The following is a 16,442-nucleotide window of genomic DNA, read 5'->3' as shown; positions in this document are numbered from 1 at the left end:
TAAAGTGATTTATAATTTAAGGCGAACAGACAGGTTATAACTCCGGGGAATAGGCACCGCACCGAAATCGATGCCACGCAGTACAGAACTTTGTCCTGCGGCGTTCAATTCCGGATCGTATCCTTTGTAATGATCCCAGGAGATTAAATTTCTGCCGCCCAGGCTTACTGTCAGGTCGCTGATACCTTTCAGTTTGCCCACGCTATAACTCAATGACAGCTCACGCAGTTTTACGAACGATCCATCATCTATTCTCCATTCCTGGATATTGTAGTTGCCGACAATGAAGCCACGTGGCAGCTGGCCCCGGTCTTCCATTTCGGCAATCTTACCATTATCCACCCCTTGCCGGGTTCTCCAGTCGGCATTAAATACGTTTACCCCTTGTACGGCATCTACCTGTACATGCAATCCCAATTTCTTATACTGGAAATCGCTGGTAATAGTACCTGTGTACTTCGGGTTAGGATCTCCAATTTTTGTATTCAGTGCCGCCGCCGTGGCAGGAGGCAAGCCGGTAGCCGGATCACGTTGGGTCGTATACGTTAGCGGCGTATTTTGAACACCCGCTTCGGTGACAGGAATGCCGGCCGGATTTTTCAGGATATTGCCATTGGCATCCCGGGCAAAGAAGGTACCGTAGAAAAACCCGATAGGCTCACCATTGGCAATGCCTACCGGCGCACCACCCACGGTATTATACAGGATCAGCGATTGGCCAATATTCACCGCTTTATTGCGGTTATGGTTATAGATAGCAGTCAGGTTCCAGGTAAAGTCTTTCACTTTTACCGGCACCAGGTTCAATACTACTTCTAACCCATTGTTCTGCAGGGTGCCCACATTACTCAGGTAAAAGGAATATCCCTTGGTAGGTGCAATAGCACGACTGATCAGCAGGTCTTCCACTTTCTTACGATAGTAGTTAACGGATAAGGATATACGATCGTTTAAAAATGACAGATCCGTACCGAATTCCAATTCCTTCTGCCGCTCAGGTTTTACATCCGGGTTGGTGTAGGTAGCGGGCGACTGGAATGCAGACGCACCAATGAACGCCGTAGCCTGGTAGGTATTGTAGCGGCCATAGGCAGGAATACCGGTCAGGTTGCCGGATTCACCATAGGCAGCACGCAGTTTAAAGAGCGTCCACCATTTACTGAGACCTGATTTTCCCCAATAATCGGTGCCCGACAACACGTAGCTACCACTCAGTTTGGAGTAGAGCTGGTTTCTTTCATTAACACCAAAAACAGAAGAGCCATCTAAACGGAGCGCACCGGTAAGAAACAGCTGGTTGCGGTATTTAAAGTTTTGCTGGATAAACTCACCGGAGATAGATACCTCTGTTCGTTGATCTGCACCGGGGATAATAGTAGTGGCCCTGTCAGATGTTTGTACAAAAGGAGGCAACCCTCTTCCCTGTTCCAGGGTATAGTGCATACGCTGGTATTGGAGTGAATATCCCAGCTGGGTCACAGAGGTGAGTTTATCGCTGATATCCCAGTTATAGGTAGCATTTACATCATGGTTAATCATGAAGGAATTGTTGTTACCTGCGCTGGCATAACCATTCTGGCTCGGATCGAGCGTAGGCCCTCCACCATAGAATGCGGGGCTTACATTGTAGGCAAAGGCTGGCATAAACGTAGTACCTTCCTGGTTATAGTTGTCGATACCCATACGATAGTCGACCGTGAGGTTCTTAATGGGCCGCAGCTTAATACCAGCACCGGCAATGACCCTGCCCACATGTTGCTGTTGCTTGAAATCTTCAATAACAGAAACAGGGTTTACCCGTCCTCTTTCTCCTACTTTCAACAGGTGACCAAATGCATCCCGCTTTTGTATATCGTAGTAGTTGCCGATGATGGTAACAGAGTTCATGGGTGAATAGAACGTATTCCCATCGGGCTTTTCATTCGATTTACTGTATACATAGTTCAGGCTGGCGTTGAAGCTGATCCAGTCATTGATCTCCTGGTCGAGATTAACGCGGAAGCTGTACCGGCTGAAATCTGTATTCCTGATAATACCCTGGTTATAGAGATAACTGGCAGACGTATAATATTTTGTTTTGTCTTTACCACCGGCCACAGAAATGTTATTATCCGTTCCTACGCCGGTGCGGAAAATAAAGTCCTGGTAGTCGTAGCGTTGTACCGGCGTGGTGCTGACTACGGCCGGCGTGAGGATATTCTGTGTAGAATCGTTGGGCGATCCGCCAAACTTAGTGGGCGCCTGGTTTACATCCAGTTTCTTCCGGAGCTGGTTAACGGAAAAAGTGGTAGAAAAATTTATCACCGGCACGCCGGCACTTCCTCTTTTGGTAAATATCTGCACTACGCCGGCATTGGCACGGGAACCGTAGATGGCTGCTGCAGCGGCGCCGTTCAGCACTTCTATCCTTTCTATATCGGCGGGGTTGATATCCGCCATACGGTTTTGTCCTACGCTACCTACGAAGTTATCGCCTGTAGAACCAACACCGTAGTTTGGATCGGAGTTGGTAACGCGGGTAGTAGAGTTGTCGATAATCACCCCATCCACGATGTAGAGTGGTTCTGTAGATCCTGATATGGTACTGATACCACGTAGTTTTACAGAGATGCCTCCCGAAGGGTCACCGGAGTTTTGCGAGATCTGTGCGCCAGCGGTTTTACCCTGTAATGCGGCCAGCACATTTCCAGTTCCACCTTTGTTGATTTCGTCCGCTTTCACCGTGCTGATGTAGTTACCTAACTGGCGGCGGGTAGTACCTTCAGATGTACCAGTTACTACTACTTCGTCCAGTTTGGATACAGAAGTAGCCAGCTGCATGTTTTGCGTATAGGTCGTAGTGCCCTCTACAACGACCAACACGCTTTCGCGGGGCGTAAACCCTATACCGGAAAACGCCAGCGTGTAATTACCTGGTTTCAGGTTGGCATTTATGGTATACCGGCCATCAGGGTTTGTTTGGGCTCCCTGCTGGGTATTTTTCACTACTACCGTGATACCGGGTAGCGGGGTATGCTGATCGTCTGTTACCTGGCCGGAAATTTTTACCTGCCCCCATGCGGCAGTGGCCAGGAAATTAATAGCGAGGAACAGCAACAGGAACCGGCCTTTCGCCACTTTCATCAATAGAAACGTGTTCATAGAGAAGTTTTAGCAGATTTATGAATGGTTGATATACACAACAGGATTGCGGGCATAACAAGCAATTGGATGCGATGTGAAGACAATTTCCGTAACAAGTGATCTTTACCTTAGCCGCGGTTGATAATATGCTGGCTGGCAATGTTTCTCCCCGTCATTATTTTAACACCTCAGCAAGGGTGGCAAAATGATAGCCCTTGCTTTTCAATGCAACAATGAGAGCAGGAAGTTTGTTGTAAAATTTATCAGACCGTCGCGGATCAGTCCCTATATGCAGTAATAATAAAAAACCGTTTAACCCTCCAGTATGGCTACTTTCATACTGTAACACCGACTTGTAAATTTCTTCAGAAGAGCGATATTTTTTCCCCATCTCTGGATAAGTATAATCCGCGTTAGACCCGGTACCGGGAGTAAAATTGACCAGCTGCAAACCCGCTTCGGAGGTCCAGGTGGCGATACTATCGTTATACCATTCGAAGGCTGGCAGGAACCAGGGAGCATTGGTTATCCCTGCCTTTTTCATGGCAGCGTAATTGGCGGAAAGATCGTCGCCAAACTGTGTTTTCGTCACCAATAAGCTATCCCGTTGTTGCCAGTCGCAGTACAACAGGTGTTGATCGCCATGACCACCGAGGTAGTGTCCATCAGCTTTCAGCTGTTGAATAAGTATTTGTGTAGATGGATTCCGGTAAAATTTGCCGGTGAAGAAAAAAGCGCCCGGCACTTTGTGCTGGCGCAAGGTGTTGCGTATAGCCGTTCCTCCGTCGGCAAATTCGTCGCCGGTAAACACGAGTACCAGTTGTTTCCGGGAGCTATCGCCCCGTATAATGCCGCCGTGGTCATATTGCCGCTTTCCGGCGCCTTCGCTGGCTTTGGCGGCCAGGAGGTACACCAGGGAAGCGGTGCCGTCCATAGTAGGTTCGTTGGTGCTATAATCGCCGGCATCATCGTGGTATACGGCCAGGTCGCTCTGGAAGGCCGCATATTCATCTGGTTTCGATAGCTTGATACCGATCAGGTTTTTGTAGATATTGGTATAAACAGGCCCATCCACAAGACCGCCATCTACCCGGTAATGACCGACTACCGAAAAAGACGAGTGCGGGTCTTCCGGCGTATCGCCACCGGCCGGTAGTCCTCCTATCATGCTGGTTCCCCAGGGATTACATCCCAGCAGCCAGTCGGTATTGGCCTGCTCCAGGGCTGAAAAAGCGGCATCACCGGAGAGCTGCCGGTACCAGTAGCATTGGATAGCAAAAGCGGTAGTAAGATTATTGCTGCACCAGATAAATGGAATGCCCCGGTAGAAAGCATTTTGCCTGGCGCGTTTCCACACGCTTTCGATACCGGTTTTATAATATTGAATCAGCTGTTGCCGGGAAGATCCTTTACTATGAGTAGCCAGTGCATAATGCCCGAGGTTAATAAACGGGTACCATTGGTAGTGATTAGCCGTATCGGCTCCCAGCCAGGGCGTTACTTTTTCCTGTTGGGCATAATCCCAGGCCACGTGCTGATAGGCGGTATCGCTGGTGATGTTGTATAAGGTTGCTGCCGCCAGTTCCATGTCGTCGGTCCAGTTATCTTCCGCATAGATGTAAGGAGAAAGCACGGAAGCCGTTTGACAGACTCCCGGTTGTTGCCGCCCCATTTGCCAGGCCGACAACGCCCTTGTTTTCAACAATTGGGTATAGGTGGGGTCGGCATCTTTCAAGAGGTCATATCCCAGCGAAAAGGCACTGGAAAACTTACCTGCGGTAGAAGCGACGCCTGTTGTCTTGTTCTTGTATTTGCCCAGCCCCTGGGGTTTTCCCGAACAAAAATATACCGGCCGCTCAAAGCCTTTTCCGTAGAAATCATCTTCGGCAGGCAGGCGCATACCGTGGTGATCACGGTCATCGGCCACCTGGTTAAACATATAATTTTGCTGCGGATGCATTTTCAGGAGCCAGTCGAGTCCCCACCGGGCCTCGTCCAGCACATCTTTCACGTGATTCGCTCCGGGGAGGCCATTGGCTGCGTATTTATCTCCAAATACCTGTGGAAAATCGCGGTAAGCCATCAACAGGTGATAGGTGGCATTAGCCGAAGTAGTTACATACTGGAGGTAGTCGCTGGCATCATGCCAGCCGCCTACCACATCTATATGGGTACTGTCCGGCATAGGGCCGTACATCGTATAGCCATCGTGGGTATGACAGGAGTCCTTCAGGAAAGGATTGAAGCCGCTTCGTTGCTGCCGCATATAACGCAACAGGAAATCGGCCGTACCGGCATATACATTATCGGCTATACGAAAAACGGGAGAAACGGCGGTACCAGCTTCGAGATAATAGATACCGGGGCGTTTAAAAACGCTAAAATCCAACCGGCACGTTTGTGTAAAAGGGCCATAGGCGCCAAACGGCCCACTGGCATTCCCGGTAAAAACAATTTTATGGGTGGTAGCTTCCCTGAGTTGAAATTGCGGAGGGGCCTGGTCGGCTTTCGTTCCCCATACCGCTACCTTTATGCCACCGGGCAGGTAGCCCAGCTGATTGATGCGTACCCACGACTGCGCATGACTATCGCTGTATGAGAGTAGCCAGCATAACAGGTATAAAACAAATGGGCGGGTATACTTCATATGGATTGTGGTTGAAAAAGGTATTAATAAAAATACCTTTTTCAACTGACAACCGGAAGAAATAATTTCCGGCTACTCTGCCTTCAAACTCTTTACAGGGTTAGCCATGGCCGCTTTGGCCGATTGATAACTGACAGTCAGCAATGCTATCATTAAAGCGCCGAGGCCGGTAAATGCGAAGATCTCCCAAACGATAGTGGTATGATTACGGTATTGCTGGAGCCAGTTGTTCAGGCAATACCAGGCCACGGGAATGGCGATCAAACAGGAGATGGCCACCAGCAGCGCAAAATCTTTCGACAACAGCTGCCACAGCTGGAATATGGAGGCGCCCATCACTTTGCGGATACCAATTTCTTTGGTACGTTGTTCGGCTACGAAAGCGGCTAGTCCAAATAGTCCGAGGCAACTGATCATGATGGCGAGCAACGCGAAGAACGTAGATAGCTTCCCAATCCTTTCCTCTTCGCTGAATTTTTTGCCGTATTCCTGGTCGGCAAAAGTATAGGCAAAGGGAGCAGCGGGATTATAACGCTGCATCACGTCTTGTATGGTGGCCAACGCCTTACTGGCATTCATGTTGGGATTAATCCGGATATTGATAAAATTTCCACCTTCCATCAGGAAATAATAAAGTGAAGGTTCCACAGGGTCATAGGGAGAAGTCATAATCATATTTTTCACTACGCCCAGCACATGAAATTCTTTGCCCTCCTTCCGGATAATTTCACCTACGGGATGTTCCAGTCCCATATATTTGACCGCGGCTTCATTGAGGATCATACCCATAGAATCGGAAGGAAAATCGGGGGAGAAATCGCGCCCCTGGGTGAGCTGCCATCCTACCGTTTTGCCGTAGCCAAATTTGGCGCCGATGGTAGCAAATCCCTGCTGCTGATCGGGCCTTCGCCCCTTCCAGTCAAAGCCTCCCGAGCTTGTCCAGATATCGGTAACAGGCCCCTGGGATTGAGTGAGCTCTGTAATAGCGCCGGAGCGCATCAACTCATCGCGGATAACCTGGTAATTCTGGTAAATTTCCGGGGTGGTCATCTGGATAGATAATAAGCCGTCGCGGGTATATCCTACGGGTAAATTCTTGGCATATTGTATTTGCCTGTATACCACTACTGTAGCGATGATCAGGAATACCGACACGGTAAACTGCACTACGATCAGCGCCTTGCGGGGCACTGTGGCAAAACGTCCTACCCGGAAAGTGCCTTTTAAGACTTTCAGCGGTTGGAAAGAAGAGAGGTAAAGCGCCGGATAGCTGCCTGCCAGTAAGCCGGTGAACAGGCTAAACCCGATACCGACGAGCCAGAAGCCGGGCTTATCCCACAATATATGAATATGTTTATCGGCTACCTGGTTAAACCAGGGCAGCACCACCAACACGATCATTAAGGAAATCACAAATGAGAGCATTGCCACCAGCAAAGACTCGCTGAGAAATTGCCAGACCAGCTGCTTACGCATAGAGCCGATGGCTTTGCGGATACCTACTTCCTTGGCCCTTTTTTCAGAGCGGGCAGTGCTCAGGTTCATGAAGTTGATACAGGCCAGCAGCAATACAAACAGACCGATAAGACCGAAGAGTTTCACGTAGCGGATTTGTCCGCCTACATTTACCCCGTTTTCAAAAGCGGAATACAGGTGCCATTTCTTCATGGGGTGCAGGAAGACTTCCGTGGTTACGCCCGGCTCCTTCTCGGCATGCAAGGTTTTAATATCCCTGATTTTTGCAGATACCTTGTCTATATCAGCCTGGTCGGACAGCTGCACGTAGATGTGCATCGCGTTAAAACCCCAGTCGTCCTTCGCATTCTTCACCCAGTCCCAGGTATTGATAAACAGCTCCCAGGGCACCATGTAGGTTGTTTCGTACAGCATCGTATTTTCGGGGAAGTCTTCGTATACCCCGGTTACCTTTACAAGCAGCTTATTGTTATTATCGATTTTCACCAGCTGGTCTATGGGATCTTTGTCGCCGAACAGGGAGCGGGCAAACGAAGCCGAAAGCAATATAGAGCCAGGCTCCTTTAACCCATTGCGATTACCTTTCAGCATATTCAATGTAAACAGTTCCGGGCCGCCTTTTTCGATGAACACGCCCCGGCTGGTGAATTTCTGGTTGCCGGCGCTCAGGGTATGAGTGCCATGGGAGGCCAGGGCAACATTCTTAAAATCGCCAGGGTAGCTATTTCTCAGCTCCGCTGCCAGTGGGATAGGCATGGAGTTAAAAGCGCCGCTATTGCCGCCGACCGTTTGGCGTTGCCATACATCGGCAATATGGTCGTAATGTTGGTGGTATTTATTGAAAGAAAGTTCATTCCATATCCACAGTCCAATCAGCATGGTGACCGCCATACCGGCCGATAAACCGAAAATATTGATAAACGAAATACTCTTGTTTTTCAACAGGTTTCTGATAGCTATTTTCAGGTAATTCTTCACCATGGCAACTGGATTTTGATGGTTGACGCCTTAAAGACACAAGAAGGCGGCCATAGTTGCAAAGCAGCTACAATAAAGATTTTTGGGGTAAAAAGCTAAGGGGTATTTGTCCGGAAGCGAACAACCCATGGCCGTAAACGGACATCCGTTACGCCGGTTGCTGTATAATTACGCACACATCCTCCGCATCTCTCAACGCAAATTCCAGGGCGCCCCAGGGCTGTAACCTTACCTCATCAGCATTAGGATGCAACCATTCCGGGTGGCGCTCCTTTACCTGCTGATACACCGCCTCAATATCATCTGTTTCCAGCCTGACCTGTGGACGGTCTTTCTGGGCCCATTCCCTGTTTTCCACCAGGTGGATCACCAGGGTATCGCGCTTGATGATACCAAAAGGCTGATCGCCCGTATCATCCCGGTATGCCAGCTCAAAACCCAGGATATCTACAAAAAGCTGTAAGCCCACGCTCATATCGGAGTAAAAAATAGTCGGGATCAGTTTGGTAAATTGCATACACCCAAATTTTACAGAAAAGTAAATAATAATTCTCCAAATCAGTAGCTTTGAAGGTATGAAAGATTACAAAAAACATTTTATTCTCGCCGCCCCGCCGGAAGAAGTATATGCGGCCCTCACCAACCCCGCCACCATCCAGCTATGGAGCGGAGAAGTAGCGGAAATGTCGACCGAACCAGGGTCCGAATTTTCACTCTGGGAGGAAAGCATCGTAGGCCGCAACCTAGAATTTGAAGAAGGGAAGAAAATAGTGCAGCAATGGTATTTCGGCGAAGAGGAAGACGAGAACCCGTCGATTGTTACGATTAAATTACATCCGTCGACTAAAGGAACTGACGTGGAATTGAGGCATACGAATATTCCGGATGAAGCGTATGAAGATATGGTAGCGGGGTGGAATGAGCAGTATTTTGGGTCGTTGATTGAGTTTTATAAGGATTGAGTTTTTGTGGAGATATTAAGGCCCTGCAGTGCGGGGCTTATTTTCTAAGACCTTTATTGTCCCCCTGGGGCTCGAACCCAGGACCTACTGATTAGAAGTCAGTAGATCCTAGGAACAGTGCAAAAAGGAAAATCCATATCGATATTTGAATTAAGAATCATCCATTTATTACTACATAGTCACCATCACTATTCATCGGGAATAAAATATTTTTCTCCACAAGAGATACCGCTACTATTTTGTTATCGTCAACAAAAATACGTGCATATACTTCTTCGATCAAACAATTCTGACAAGTATTCTCATTAATTCCCTCAATCAAGACAATCGATGCTGCTTGAACTCCAATGTCATTACCGTTCCATTTCAGCTCATCAAATAGGCAATATTCATGCTGCCAACAATCACCATACTTAAACTGAATAGTCCAGTTTTGGAGATGACCACAACTCGGGCAGGCGCAATTTTTCAGTTTCAAAGTATTAAATGAGCCCATGGCGATAAATTATTGTTACTTATTTAAGAGGTCTGCTTTTCTCTATTGTATACCATCTGATAAAAAAATATTCAATTCATTCCGGAAAGGTATCTTCTTTATCCAATCTTCGCTTCCCAAAGACGCTCTCAATACATCTATACAATAGATATCCGCCTTTAATAACAAATACTCACTAATTGGAAAGTTCCCAACTTCCCAGCTATTCTTATATCCAATAAGCCCGAATCGTTTTAACATATAATCCAACGAGTCGTAAATATTATTGAACAGGGAGCCAAACTCAATCGCTTGAAGTATTAATTCCCGCTGATAGCCAGGATCTACAGGTGACAACTCTAAGATTCTTATCACAATGTCATTACCCAACCCCGTGGATGTAATCCTCCAGGAATAATTCACCCTGTCATCGTACCATTTAACCTCAAACTCAAAGGGAAAAATAGCTGCATCCATTTCTTTGTTAGCTTTATAAAGCTGGAATAGTTCATTTAGGAGTTCCTGAAAATTGTCTCCATATGCCGAACTATGCCCAATTTTAATATTTTTTCCATCTAAACTAAAAATGGCAACCATGTAGCCAACCGTTTGTATAACAAACTGAATGTTCATAATAATTATTCTCTACGTGATGGATTTAAGATGCTGAATTAAAAACTTCAGTATCTTGATTTCACTCCAAGAAGATCACTTATTCACTTAATATACGGTAATACCCAATTTAAACTATCTGGATAAGCAATATCACAGTATTTAAAATCATGCGGAGAAATCAGCATCATGCTAGTCGTTGGATTTGATCGATCATAAATTACAGGAAAGTTTCTTCCGACAAAATCTTGCCGTGCATTAGAAAATAGATAAATTCCTGCAGCTTCCCCGTGATAGGTTACTCCTTCTACCCTAAACTTATAGTTAAACTTTAGTCCTCCTCTATAACCATTTTCAGTTCCTGTTATAAGCCCCGTAGTAAGACTACTATTGTGTCGAAAAATATACTTAATACGAAGTAATGTATAAAGGGGGCAAACCAAAAACAATAACAAGAAGCCTACCCACACCAATATTGTTAATTTATTCCTTATTATCATTCTCTTTATTTTTAGATGCAACATCGACTTGCTGCACTATGCGATGTTGAGAATGTTGCCTCAACTCTTTTTTTTGTATCTCTTATTTTTACTGTTTTAAACTTCGCCATTTAATCCACTGTCCAATAGAGTTTAACTCAACCTCCAAATAAATATCGAAATTCTATAGCTGATTTTATTCGACGTTATACGCTTTACCGTTACCACCTCACGCATCATAAAAAACATCCACTATCATCTCCCCTTTCTCATTCTTCCATCTTATCCATCCTATCACCTGGTCGTCATTACTCTTCACCTGCACCCAATCGCCTTCTATCTTCACCGCTTTAAAGAAAACATCTTCTTCTTCATCCGGCGCATAAGGCACGTTAGCCGCCGATACCTGGGGCGATTCCTTCAGTGGGTTCGTCTTTATATCGAAGCCTATAAACGTAGACTGGAGCATATTCTCCTCCCAGCTTTGGGCAACGAAGTTGGAGTCGTTGCTGCTGATATATTTCGTACTACCGGTTTCTTCGTTCACGATTACTTTATACCGGTTATGTTCTTTACGGATACATCTGAAAACAAGCAGCCAGTTTTCAGGTTTTGATGCATAGGGTATGAGCAGGCTATCGGAGAAGCCATCGTTAAAAACGATTTGTTTCCATAGGCTGCCATCTTCATTTAGCAACCGGAATGTTCTGATAGTATCTGGCTTCAGTGTAATTACGCCTTCGCTGAGTGTGGGAGCGACTGTGTTCACAGGTGATTTAGTGTGGCAACTGCCCAGCAGGCCACATAGGGCAACGAGCAAATAAATGAGGTGTGTTTTCATAGGTATCGGTTCATATAAAAAGAGGCTAACTAATTGTCAGCCTCTCAAAAAATTTATTCTCTTACCTGGTAAGGAAAGCTGCTGTCCAACCATTCAAAGCTCATTTCTGTTTCTACAATTTCATGCAGGGCGGTATTGGTTAAGCTGCCGGTTTCGTATACGGCGGCAATAATCTTCGCCTGCTTCGGGGTCAGATAGGGAGCGTGTGTACGCAGGAAGTTGTGGCAGTTCTCTTTCATGTTGCCGTGCTCGATCAACGACGGATACTCCGGAACGAGGTCTGTTACAGCTTCCAGCATTTGTAGAAATATGAAGTCCTGTAAATTTTTAGCGAGAATACAAGCTTCGTTGGCATCGTGAAATACCTGTACGATAGGCACGTCGTCGCCTTGCTGTAAATTAAAATAAAACGCAAACCAGTCGCCGGCGCCACTGACAGCAAATGGCACAAACCGGTGTATAGGATCGGCAAACAGGAGGCCACCATCCATTTCTTCATCTACTGTGGTCAGCGGCATTATTTCCAGGTCGTTGGCATACAGCAACAGTGGCGGCGCGGTTTTGATGGAAGGATATACCTTATCCAGCCAGCCTTCTCCAAACTCACCCCAGTCCAGCATCCCATCTTTATATAATTGTTTGTAAAGCGTTGGATAGGTAAACCCATAGTCCTTTTCCAGTTCCTCCAGCATAGTTATTCGTTTATCGGTCGAATGTACCGGCAAAATAGCTAAACTTTCGGAAAAACTCTTTCGTCCTGTCTTTTCAACGGGTTCATGATGAAGGAAAGCAAGCTACCATCTTTCTTCAGCTCTACCACACGGAAGCCATGATAACCTACGCCCCAGCTACCTCCCACATGACCATCGAAGAGGAAAGGTATTTTGGAACCGTCCAGCATCTTTACGCTGTCCTGGTCGTGATCGTGCCCGTTGAACACGGCTCTTATATTAGGATATTTTTTTATCAGAGATTGAAATTCTGTACAATCCAGCCCGTTGTCTGTCCATTTTACCGGGGTAATATGCAGGAAGATGAAAACATTGGGAGCTGCTTTATATTGTTCCAGTTTACGGGCAAACCATTCCACATCGGGACAAAGGTATTTGCCTTTATCATCGGCGGTATCTCCCAGCAGGATCACTTGTTTGCCAATCACGATATCGTGATTGAGCGGATGCCCCCAGGCCTGTTGCCAGGCTTCGGCCGACACCATGTCGTGATTACCATGGGTAACAAAGAGTTTCGGGTGCAGGGTTTTCAATTTGGCAGCGGCAGGTAATAACAGATCCGGGTTATTGTGGATAATGTCGCCGTTCAATACGAAAAATTCACAGGGAAATGCCTGCTGGTATTGGTTAAAGGCCGATTGCAGATCCTGGAAGTACTGGTCGTACTGGGTTTTCGGTTCTCCATAGTGCCAGTCGGAGCCTACGGCAAAGCGGAAAACGGTTTTACTGTCGAAATGCCGGGAAGTGGCGGCGCTTACTATTTTTCCGCAGGCAGAAATTACGATGGCGGCGGAAGCGCCTTTTAGAAATGCACGTCTGTTCATCATAAAATAAAAGTAATATTTACGGGTAGTCAATTACTTCACGGCCAGATGCTTAACCAAAAGATAAAATTATATATCTCTTTAATAAATTCAAATCTTTCAATCCATTCAGAAAGAATTGTAATAAAATTGTTAAAGTGTCTTAAAAGAACCAAAATTGTCCCCCTGCATAAATGTTTTGATTGTAACTTTGCACCTCGAATAAAAATGGGGTTATGTTTAGAAGCAAGAGTACAGCTGGAACAGGTCCGGATGTGGTTTTAATCGGCGCGGGCATCATGAGCGCTACACTTGGAATGCTCCTCAAAGAGCTCGAACCCGAGTTAACCATTGCAATTTTTGAACGACTGGATGTGGCGGCAGCTGAAAGTTCCGATGCATGGAACAATGCAGGCACAGGCCACTCTGCATTTTGCGAGTTGAATTACACGCCGCAAAAGCAAGATGGATCGGTAGACATTAAAAAAGCGGTGAACATTGCAGAGCAGTTTGAAGTATCCCGCCAGTTCTGGTCTTATCTCGTAGAAAACAACATCATTTCCAATCCACACAACTTTATTCAGAGTATTCCCCATATGAGCTTTGTTTGGGGAGAAGACAATGTGGATTACCTCAAAAAGCGCTTCAAAGCCCTGCAGCAATGCCATCTTTTTAAAAGCATGGAATATACGGAAGACCAGGAAAAGCTAAAATCCTGGATCCCGCTGGTAATGGAAGGCCGCGATGCCTCCCAGAAAGTGGCCGCTACCCGCATGGAAATGGGTACCGACGTTAACTTCGGCGCATTGAGCCGTGCATTGTTTAACCACCTCGAAAAACTCGAAGGCGTTACCATGCACTTCAACCACGATGTACGCGACCTCAAAAAAGCAGACGATGGCTCCTGGGTGATCAAGGTAAAAAACCGTGAAACCCGCGACAAACAAACCATTCAAACAAAATTCGTATTTATTGGCGCCGGCGGCGGCTCCCTCCCATTACTGGAAAAATCAGACATCCCGGAAGGAAAAGGTTTCGGCGGTTTCCCGGTAAGCGGACAATGGCTGCGCTGCAACAATCCTGAAATAATTGAACAACACCGTGCCAAAGTATATGGGAAAGCCTCTGTAGGAGCGCCTCCTATGTCGGTGCCCCACCTGGACACCCGTATGATAGACGGACAAAAAGCATTGCTGTTTGGCCCCTACGCCGGGTTCACCACTAAATTCCTGAAAAACGGTTCCTTCATGGACCTGCCATTATCCATCAAGGCCAATAATATCCGCCCGATGGTATCTGCAGGCCTGGACAATATTCCGCTCACCAAATACCTCATTGCCCAGGTACGACAAAAGCCGGAAGACAGGCTGGAAGCCCTGCGCGAATACTTCCCCGAAGCTAAAATGGAAGACTGGGAGCTGGAAATTGCCGGTCAGCGTGTACAGGTGATTAAAAAAGATCCTGAACATGGCGGCATCCTCGAATTTGGTACTGAAGTGGTAAGTGCTGCCGATGGCTCTATCGCCGCACTGCTGGGTGCTTCCCCAGGCGCTTCTACCGCCGTATCTATCATGCTCAATCTCCTGAAACGCTGCTTCAAGGAAGATGTGGAAACTGAAGCATGGCAGGTGAAACTGAAGAAAATGATCCCGTCCTACGGTCAATCCCTCCTGAATAATCCTGCCATGGTAGATGAACTCCGGGCATGGACCACCCAGGTGCTGGAACTGCGCGAAATGGAAATGGCTTAATATAACTAAGCGCCTGTTCAGCCATTTCTGTAGCTGGACAGGCGCTCCTGTTAAAAAAGTATAACCTTCCGGCAAAATCCATCCAGCTTTCTTTTCCTTTTTTGCGGATATTAGTATTACAGAGAGATAAAAGCGCCATGCGCTTATTTTTCACCCGTTTAATGCAAACGTTTGCATTATTAGTAATATCCACAAAAGTTATGAGAAAAGTATTCCACTTATTCATCGTATTATTCGTCACCACCCAGCTATTTGCCCAAACCACGCCATCGCGCGATCAGCGTATGCAATGGTGGCGCGATGCCCGCTTCGGCATGTTCATCCATTGGGGCGACTATGCCGTACCCGGCGGAGTATACAACGGTCAACAGGTAGGCCGCGGCGGAGAATGGATTATGAACCGCGCGAAAATCCCTGTAGCTACCTACCAGCAATACGCCCGCCAGTTCAATCCCACTAAGTATGATGCAGACACCTGGGTGAAAGCCGCCAAAGACGCCGGCATGAAATACATCGTAATCACCGCCAAACACCACGACGGATTTGCGATGTTTAAATCCAACGCCAGCAAATGGAACATCGTAGATGCCACGCCATACGGAAAAGATGTACTGAAACCACTGGCCGCCGCCTGTAAGAAGTATGGCCTCAAACTCGGCTTCTATTACTCACAGGCGCAGGACTGGAACAACCCCGGTGGCGCCGCCGCCCGCAAAATAGCCACAGAAGGCTGGCCCAATCCCGACTCCACCCGCATAGACGCCTATACGCTGGAACACAGCGGCCACTGGGATCCGGCCCAAACCACCGCTTCCATGTCGGACTACATCGATAAAGTAGCCGTGCCACAGGTAAAAGAACTACTCACCAACTATGGCGAGGTTGCCGTACTCTGGTGGGATACGCCTACCAACATGACGGATGAATATGCAGAAAAACTGCAGGCGGTATTAGCCCTGCAACCTAATATCATTACAAACGACCGCCTCAAACGCCCCAATTTTCCGGGCGACTATAAAACACCGGAACAAAAAATCCCAACTGCCGCCGAACTGGATGGGCGCGACTGGGAAACCTGCATGACCATGAACGGTACCTGGGGTTATAAAAGCTACGACCACAAATGGAAAAGCACGGAAACGCTTATACGTAACCTGGTAGATATCGCTTCTAAAGATGGGAACTACCTGCTGAATGTAGGTCCCGATGCTACCGGCGCCTTCCCCGAAGGAAGCCTGACCGCATTGAAAGGCATAGGCCAGTGGATGAAGGTAAACGGAGAAGCCATCTACGGCACACAGGGCAGCCCGCTACCCCCTTTGCCCTGGGGCCGCTGTACGCAGAAAAAGAAAGATAACAGCACCACCCTCTATCTCCATATATTCGACTGGCCGGCCAACGGCAAACTACATGTACCCGGTATTAAAGAGAAAGTGCGCAATGCCAGGCTGCTGGCAGGCGGACAAACGCTCTCCACCAGCGCCGGCGCAGATGAGCTCATCATTGATCTCCCTGCACAGGCGCCCGATAAAATAACTACCGTAGTAGCGGTAAGCCTATAGTC

At 47.3% G+C, this 16,442-nt stretch carries 12 protein-coding genes; 3 read left to right on the top strand and 9 right to left on the bottom strand.

Going from position 1 to position 16,442, the window contains the following annotated elements; genetic code table 11:
• Positions 1 to 9 precede the first annotated feature (9 nt).
• The 4 genes from HGH91_RS13540 to HGH91_RS13525 all read right to left on the bottom strand — a co-directional run bounded on the left by HGH91_RS13540 (position 10) and on the right by HGH91_RS13525 (position 8,741).
• A complete protein-coding gene (locus HGH91_RS13540) occupies positions 10 to 3,141 on the bottom strand; it encodes a SusC/RagA family TonB-linked outer membrane protein (RefSeq protein WP_168738935.1) in 3,132 nt (1,043 codons plus the stop codon).
• Between the two features lie 157 nt (positions 3,142 to 3,298).
• Positions 3,299 to 5,770 (bottom strand): glycoside hydrolase family 9 protein, encoded by a 2,472-nt coding sequence (locus HGH91_RS13535; RefSeq protein WP_168738934.1) that lies wholly within the window; start codon positions 5,768 to 5,770, stop codon positions 3,299 to 3,301.
• A gap of 72 nt (positions 5,771 to 5,842) precedes the next feature.
• Positions 5,843 to 8,227 (bottom strand): ABC transporter permease, encoded by a 2,385-nt coding sequence (locus tag HGH91_RS13530; protein ID WP_168738933.1) that lies wholly within the window; start codon positions 8,225 to 8,227, stop codon positions 5,843 to 5,845.
• Between the two features lie 145 nt (positions 8,228 to 8,372).
• On the bottom strand, positions 8,373 to 8,741 hold the full coding sequence (locus HGH91_RS13525) for a hypothetical protein (protein WP_168738932.1): 369 nt from the start codon (positions 8,739 to 8,741) through the stop codon (positions 8,373 to 8,375).
• 58 nt (positions 8,742 to 8,799) lie between these two features.
• Here HGH91_RS13525 and HGH91_RS13520 point away from each other — a divergent pair, with 58 nt between their 5' ends.
• Positions 8,800 to 9,186 (top strand): SRPBCC domain-containing protein, encoded by a 387-nt coding sequence (locus HGH91_RS13520; RefSeq protein WP_168738931.1) that lies wholly within the window; start codon positions 8,800 to 8,802, stop codon positions 9,184 to 9,186.
• A gap of 157 nt (positions 9,187 to 9,343) precedes the next feature.
• Here the strand turns inward: HGH91_RS13520 and HGH91_RS13515 are convergent, their stop codons facing one another.
• The 5 genes from HGH91_RS13515 to HGH91_RS13495 form a co-directional block, all read right to left on the bottom strand.
• A complete protein-coding gene (locus HGH91_RS13515) occupies positions 9,344 to 9,682 on the bottom strand; it encodes a hypothetical protein (protein WP_168738930.1) in 339 nt (112 codons plus the stop codon).
• A gap of 42 nt (positions 9,683 to 9,724) precedes the next feature.
• Entirely contained in the window at positions 9,725 to 10,294 is a 570-nt protein-coding gene (locus HGH91_RS13510) for a hypothetical protein (protein ID WP_168738929.1), read from the bottom strand.
• Positions 10,295 to 10,981: 687 nt separating this feature from the next.
• A complete protein-coding gene (locus tag HGH91_RS13505; RefSeq protein ID WP_168738928.1) occupies positions 10,982 to 11,593 on the bottom strand; it encodes a hypothetical protein in 612 nt (203 codons plus the stop codon).
• A 53-nt stretch (positions 11,594 to 11,646) separates the two neighbouring features.
• Positions 11,647 to 12,285, bottom strand: a complete 639-nt coding sequence (locus HGH91_RS13500) for an SMI1/KNR4 family protein (RefSeq protein ID WP_168738927.1) — start codon at positions 12,283 to 12,285, stop codon at positions 11,647 to 11,649.
• A gap of 38 nt (positions 12,286 to 12,323) precedes the next feature.
• Positions 12,324 to 13,151 (bottom strand): metallophosphoesterase family protein, encoded by an 828-nt coding sequence (locus tag HGH91_RS13495; RefSeq protein WP_211092282.1) that lies wholly within the window; start codon positions 13,149 to 13,151, stop codon positions 12,324 to 12,326.
• A gap of 212 nt (positions 13,152 to 13,363) precedes the next feature.
• Between HGH91_RS13495 and HGH91_RS13490 the strand changes: the two genes are divergently transcribed.
• Together HGH91_RS13490 and HGH91_RS13485 are read left to right on the top strand one after the other, a co-directional pair.
• On the top strand, positions 13,364 to 14,878 hold the full coding sequence (locus tag HGH91_RS13490; protein WP_168738926.1) for a malate:quinone oxidoreductase: 1,515 nt from the start codon (positions 13,364 to 13,366) through the stop codon (positions 14,876 to 14,878).
• A 200-nt stretch (positions 14,879 to 15,078) separates the two neighbouring features.
• Entirely contained in the window at positions 15,079 to 16,440 is a 1,362-nt protein-coding gene (locus HGH91_RS13485; RefSeq protein ID WP_168738925.1) for an alpha-L-fucosidase, read from the top strand.
• Positions 16,441 to 16,442 lie beyond the last annotated feature (2 nt).

Source organism: Chitinophaga eiseniae (genome assembly GCF_012641265.1).
GTDB classification, from domain to species: Bacteria; Bacteroidota; Bacteroidia; order Chitinophagales; family Chitinophagaceae; genus Chitinophaga; species Chitinophaga eiseniae_A.
The sequence above is the reverse complement of the archived record's forward strand: the minus strand, read 5'-3'. Positions and strand labels throughout refer to the sequence as shown.

Excerpts from the sequence above, each read along its gene's own strand:
- HGH91_RS13540 (WP_168738935.1), bottom strand. The coding sequence starts at position 3,141 with ATGAACACGTTTCTATTGATGAAAGTGGCGAAAGGCCGGTTCCTGTTG.
- HGH91_RS13535 (WP_168738934.1), bottom strand. The coding sequence starts at position 5,770 with ATGAAGTATACCCGCCCATTTGTTTTATACCTGTTATGCTGGCTACTC.
- HGH91_RS13530 (WP_168738933.1), bottom strand. The coding sequence starts at position 8,227 with ATGGTGAAGAATTACCTGAAAATAGCTATCAGAAACCTGTTGAAAAAC.
- HGH91_RS13525 (WP_168738932.1), bottom strand. The coding sequence starts at position 8,741 with ATGCAATTTACCAAACTGATCCCGACTATTTTTTACTCCGATATGAGC.
- HGH91_RS13520 (WP_168738931.1), top strand. The coding sequence starts at position 8,800 with ATGAAAGATTACAAAAAACATTTTATTCTCGCCGCCCCGCCGGAAGAA.
- HGH91_RS13515 (WP_168738930.1), bottom strand. The coding sequence starts at position 9,682 with ATGGGCTCATTTAATACTTTGAAACTGAAAAATTGCGCCTGCCCGAGT.
- HGH91_RS13510 (WP_168738929.1), bottom strand. The coding sequence starts at position 10,294 with ATGAACATTCAGTTTGTTATACAAACGGTTGGCTACATGGTTGCCATT.
- HGH91_RS13505 (WP_168738928.1), bottom strand. The coding sequence starts at position 11,593 with ATGAAAACACACCTCATTTATTTGCTCGTTGCCCTATGTGGCCTGCTG.
- HGH91_RS13500 (WP_168738927.1), bottom strand. The coding sequence starts at position 12,285 with ATGCTGGAGGAACTGGAAAAGGACTATGGGTTTACCTATCCAACGCTT.
- HGH91_RS13495 (WP_211092282.1), bottom strand. The coding sequence starts at position 13,151 with ATGATGAACAGACGTGCATTTCTAAAAGGCGCTTCCGCCGCCATCGTA.
- HGH91_RS13490 (WP_168738926.1), top strand. The coding sequence starts at position 13,364 with ATGTTTAGAAGCAAGAGTACAGCTGGAACAGGTCCGGATGTGGTTTTA.
- HGH91_RS13485 (WP_168738925.1), top strand. The coding sequence starts at position 15,079 with ATGAGAAAAGTATTCCACTTATTCATCGTATTATTCGTCACCACCCAG.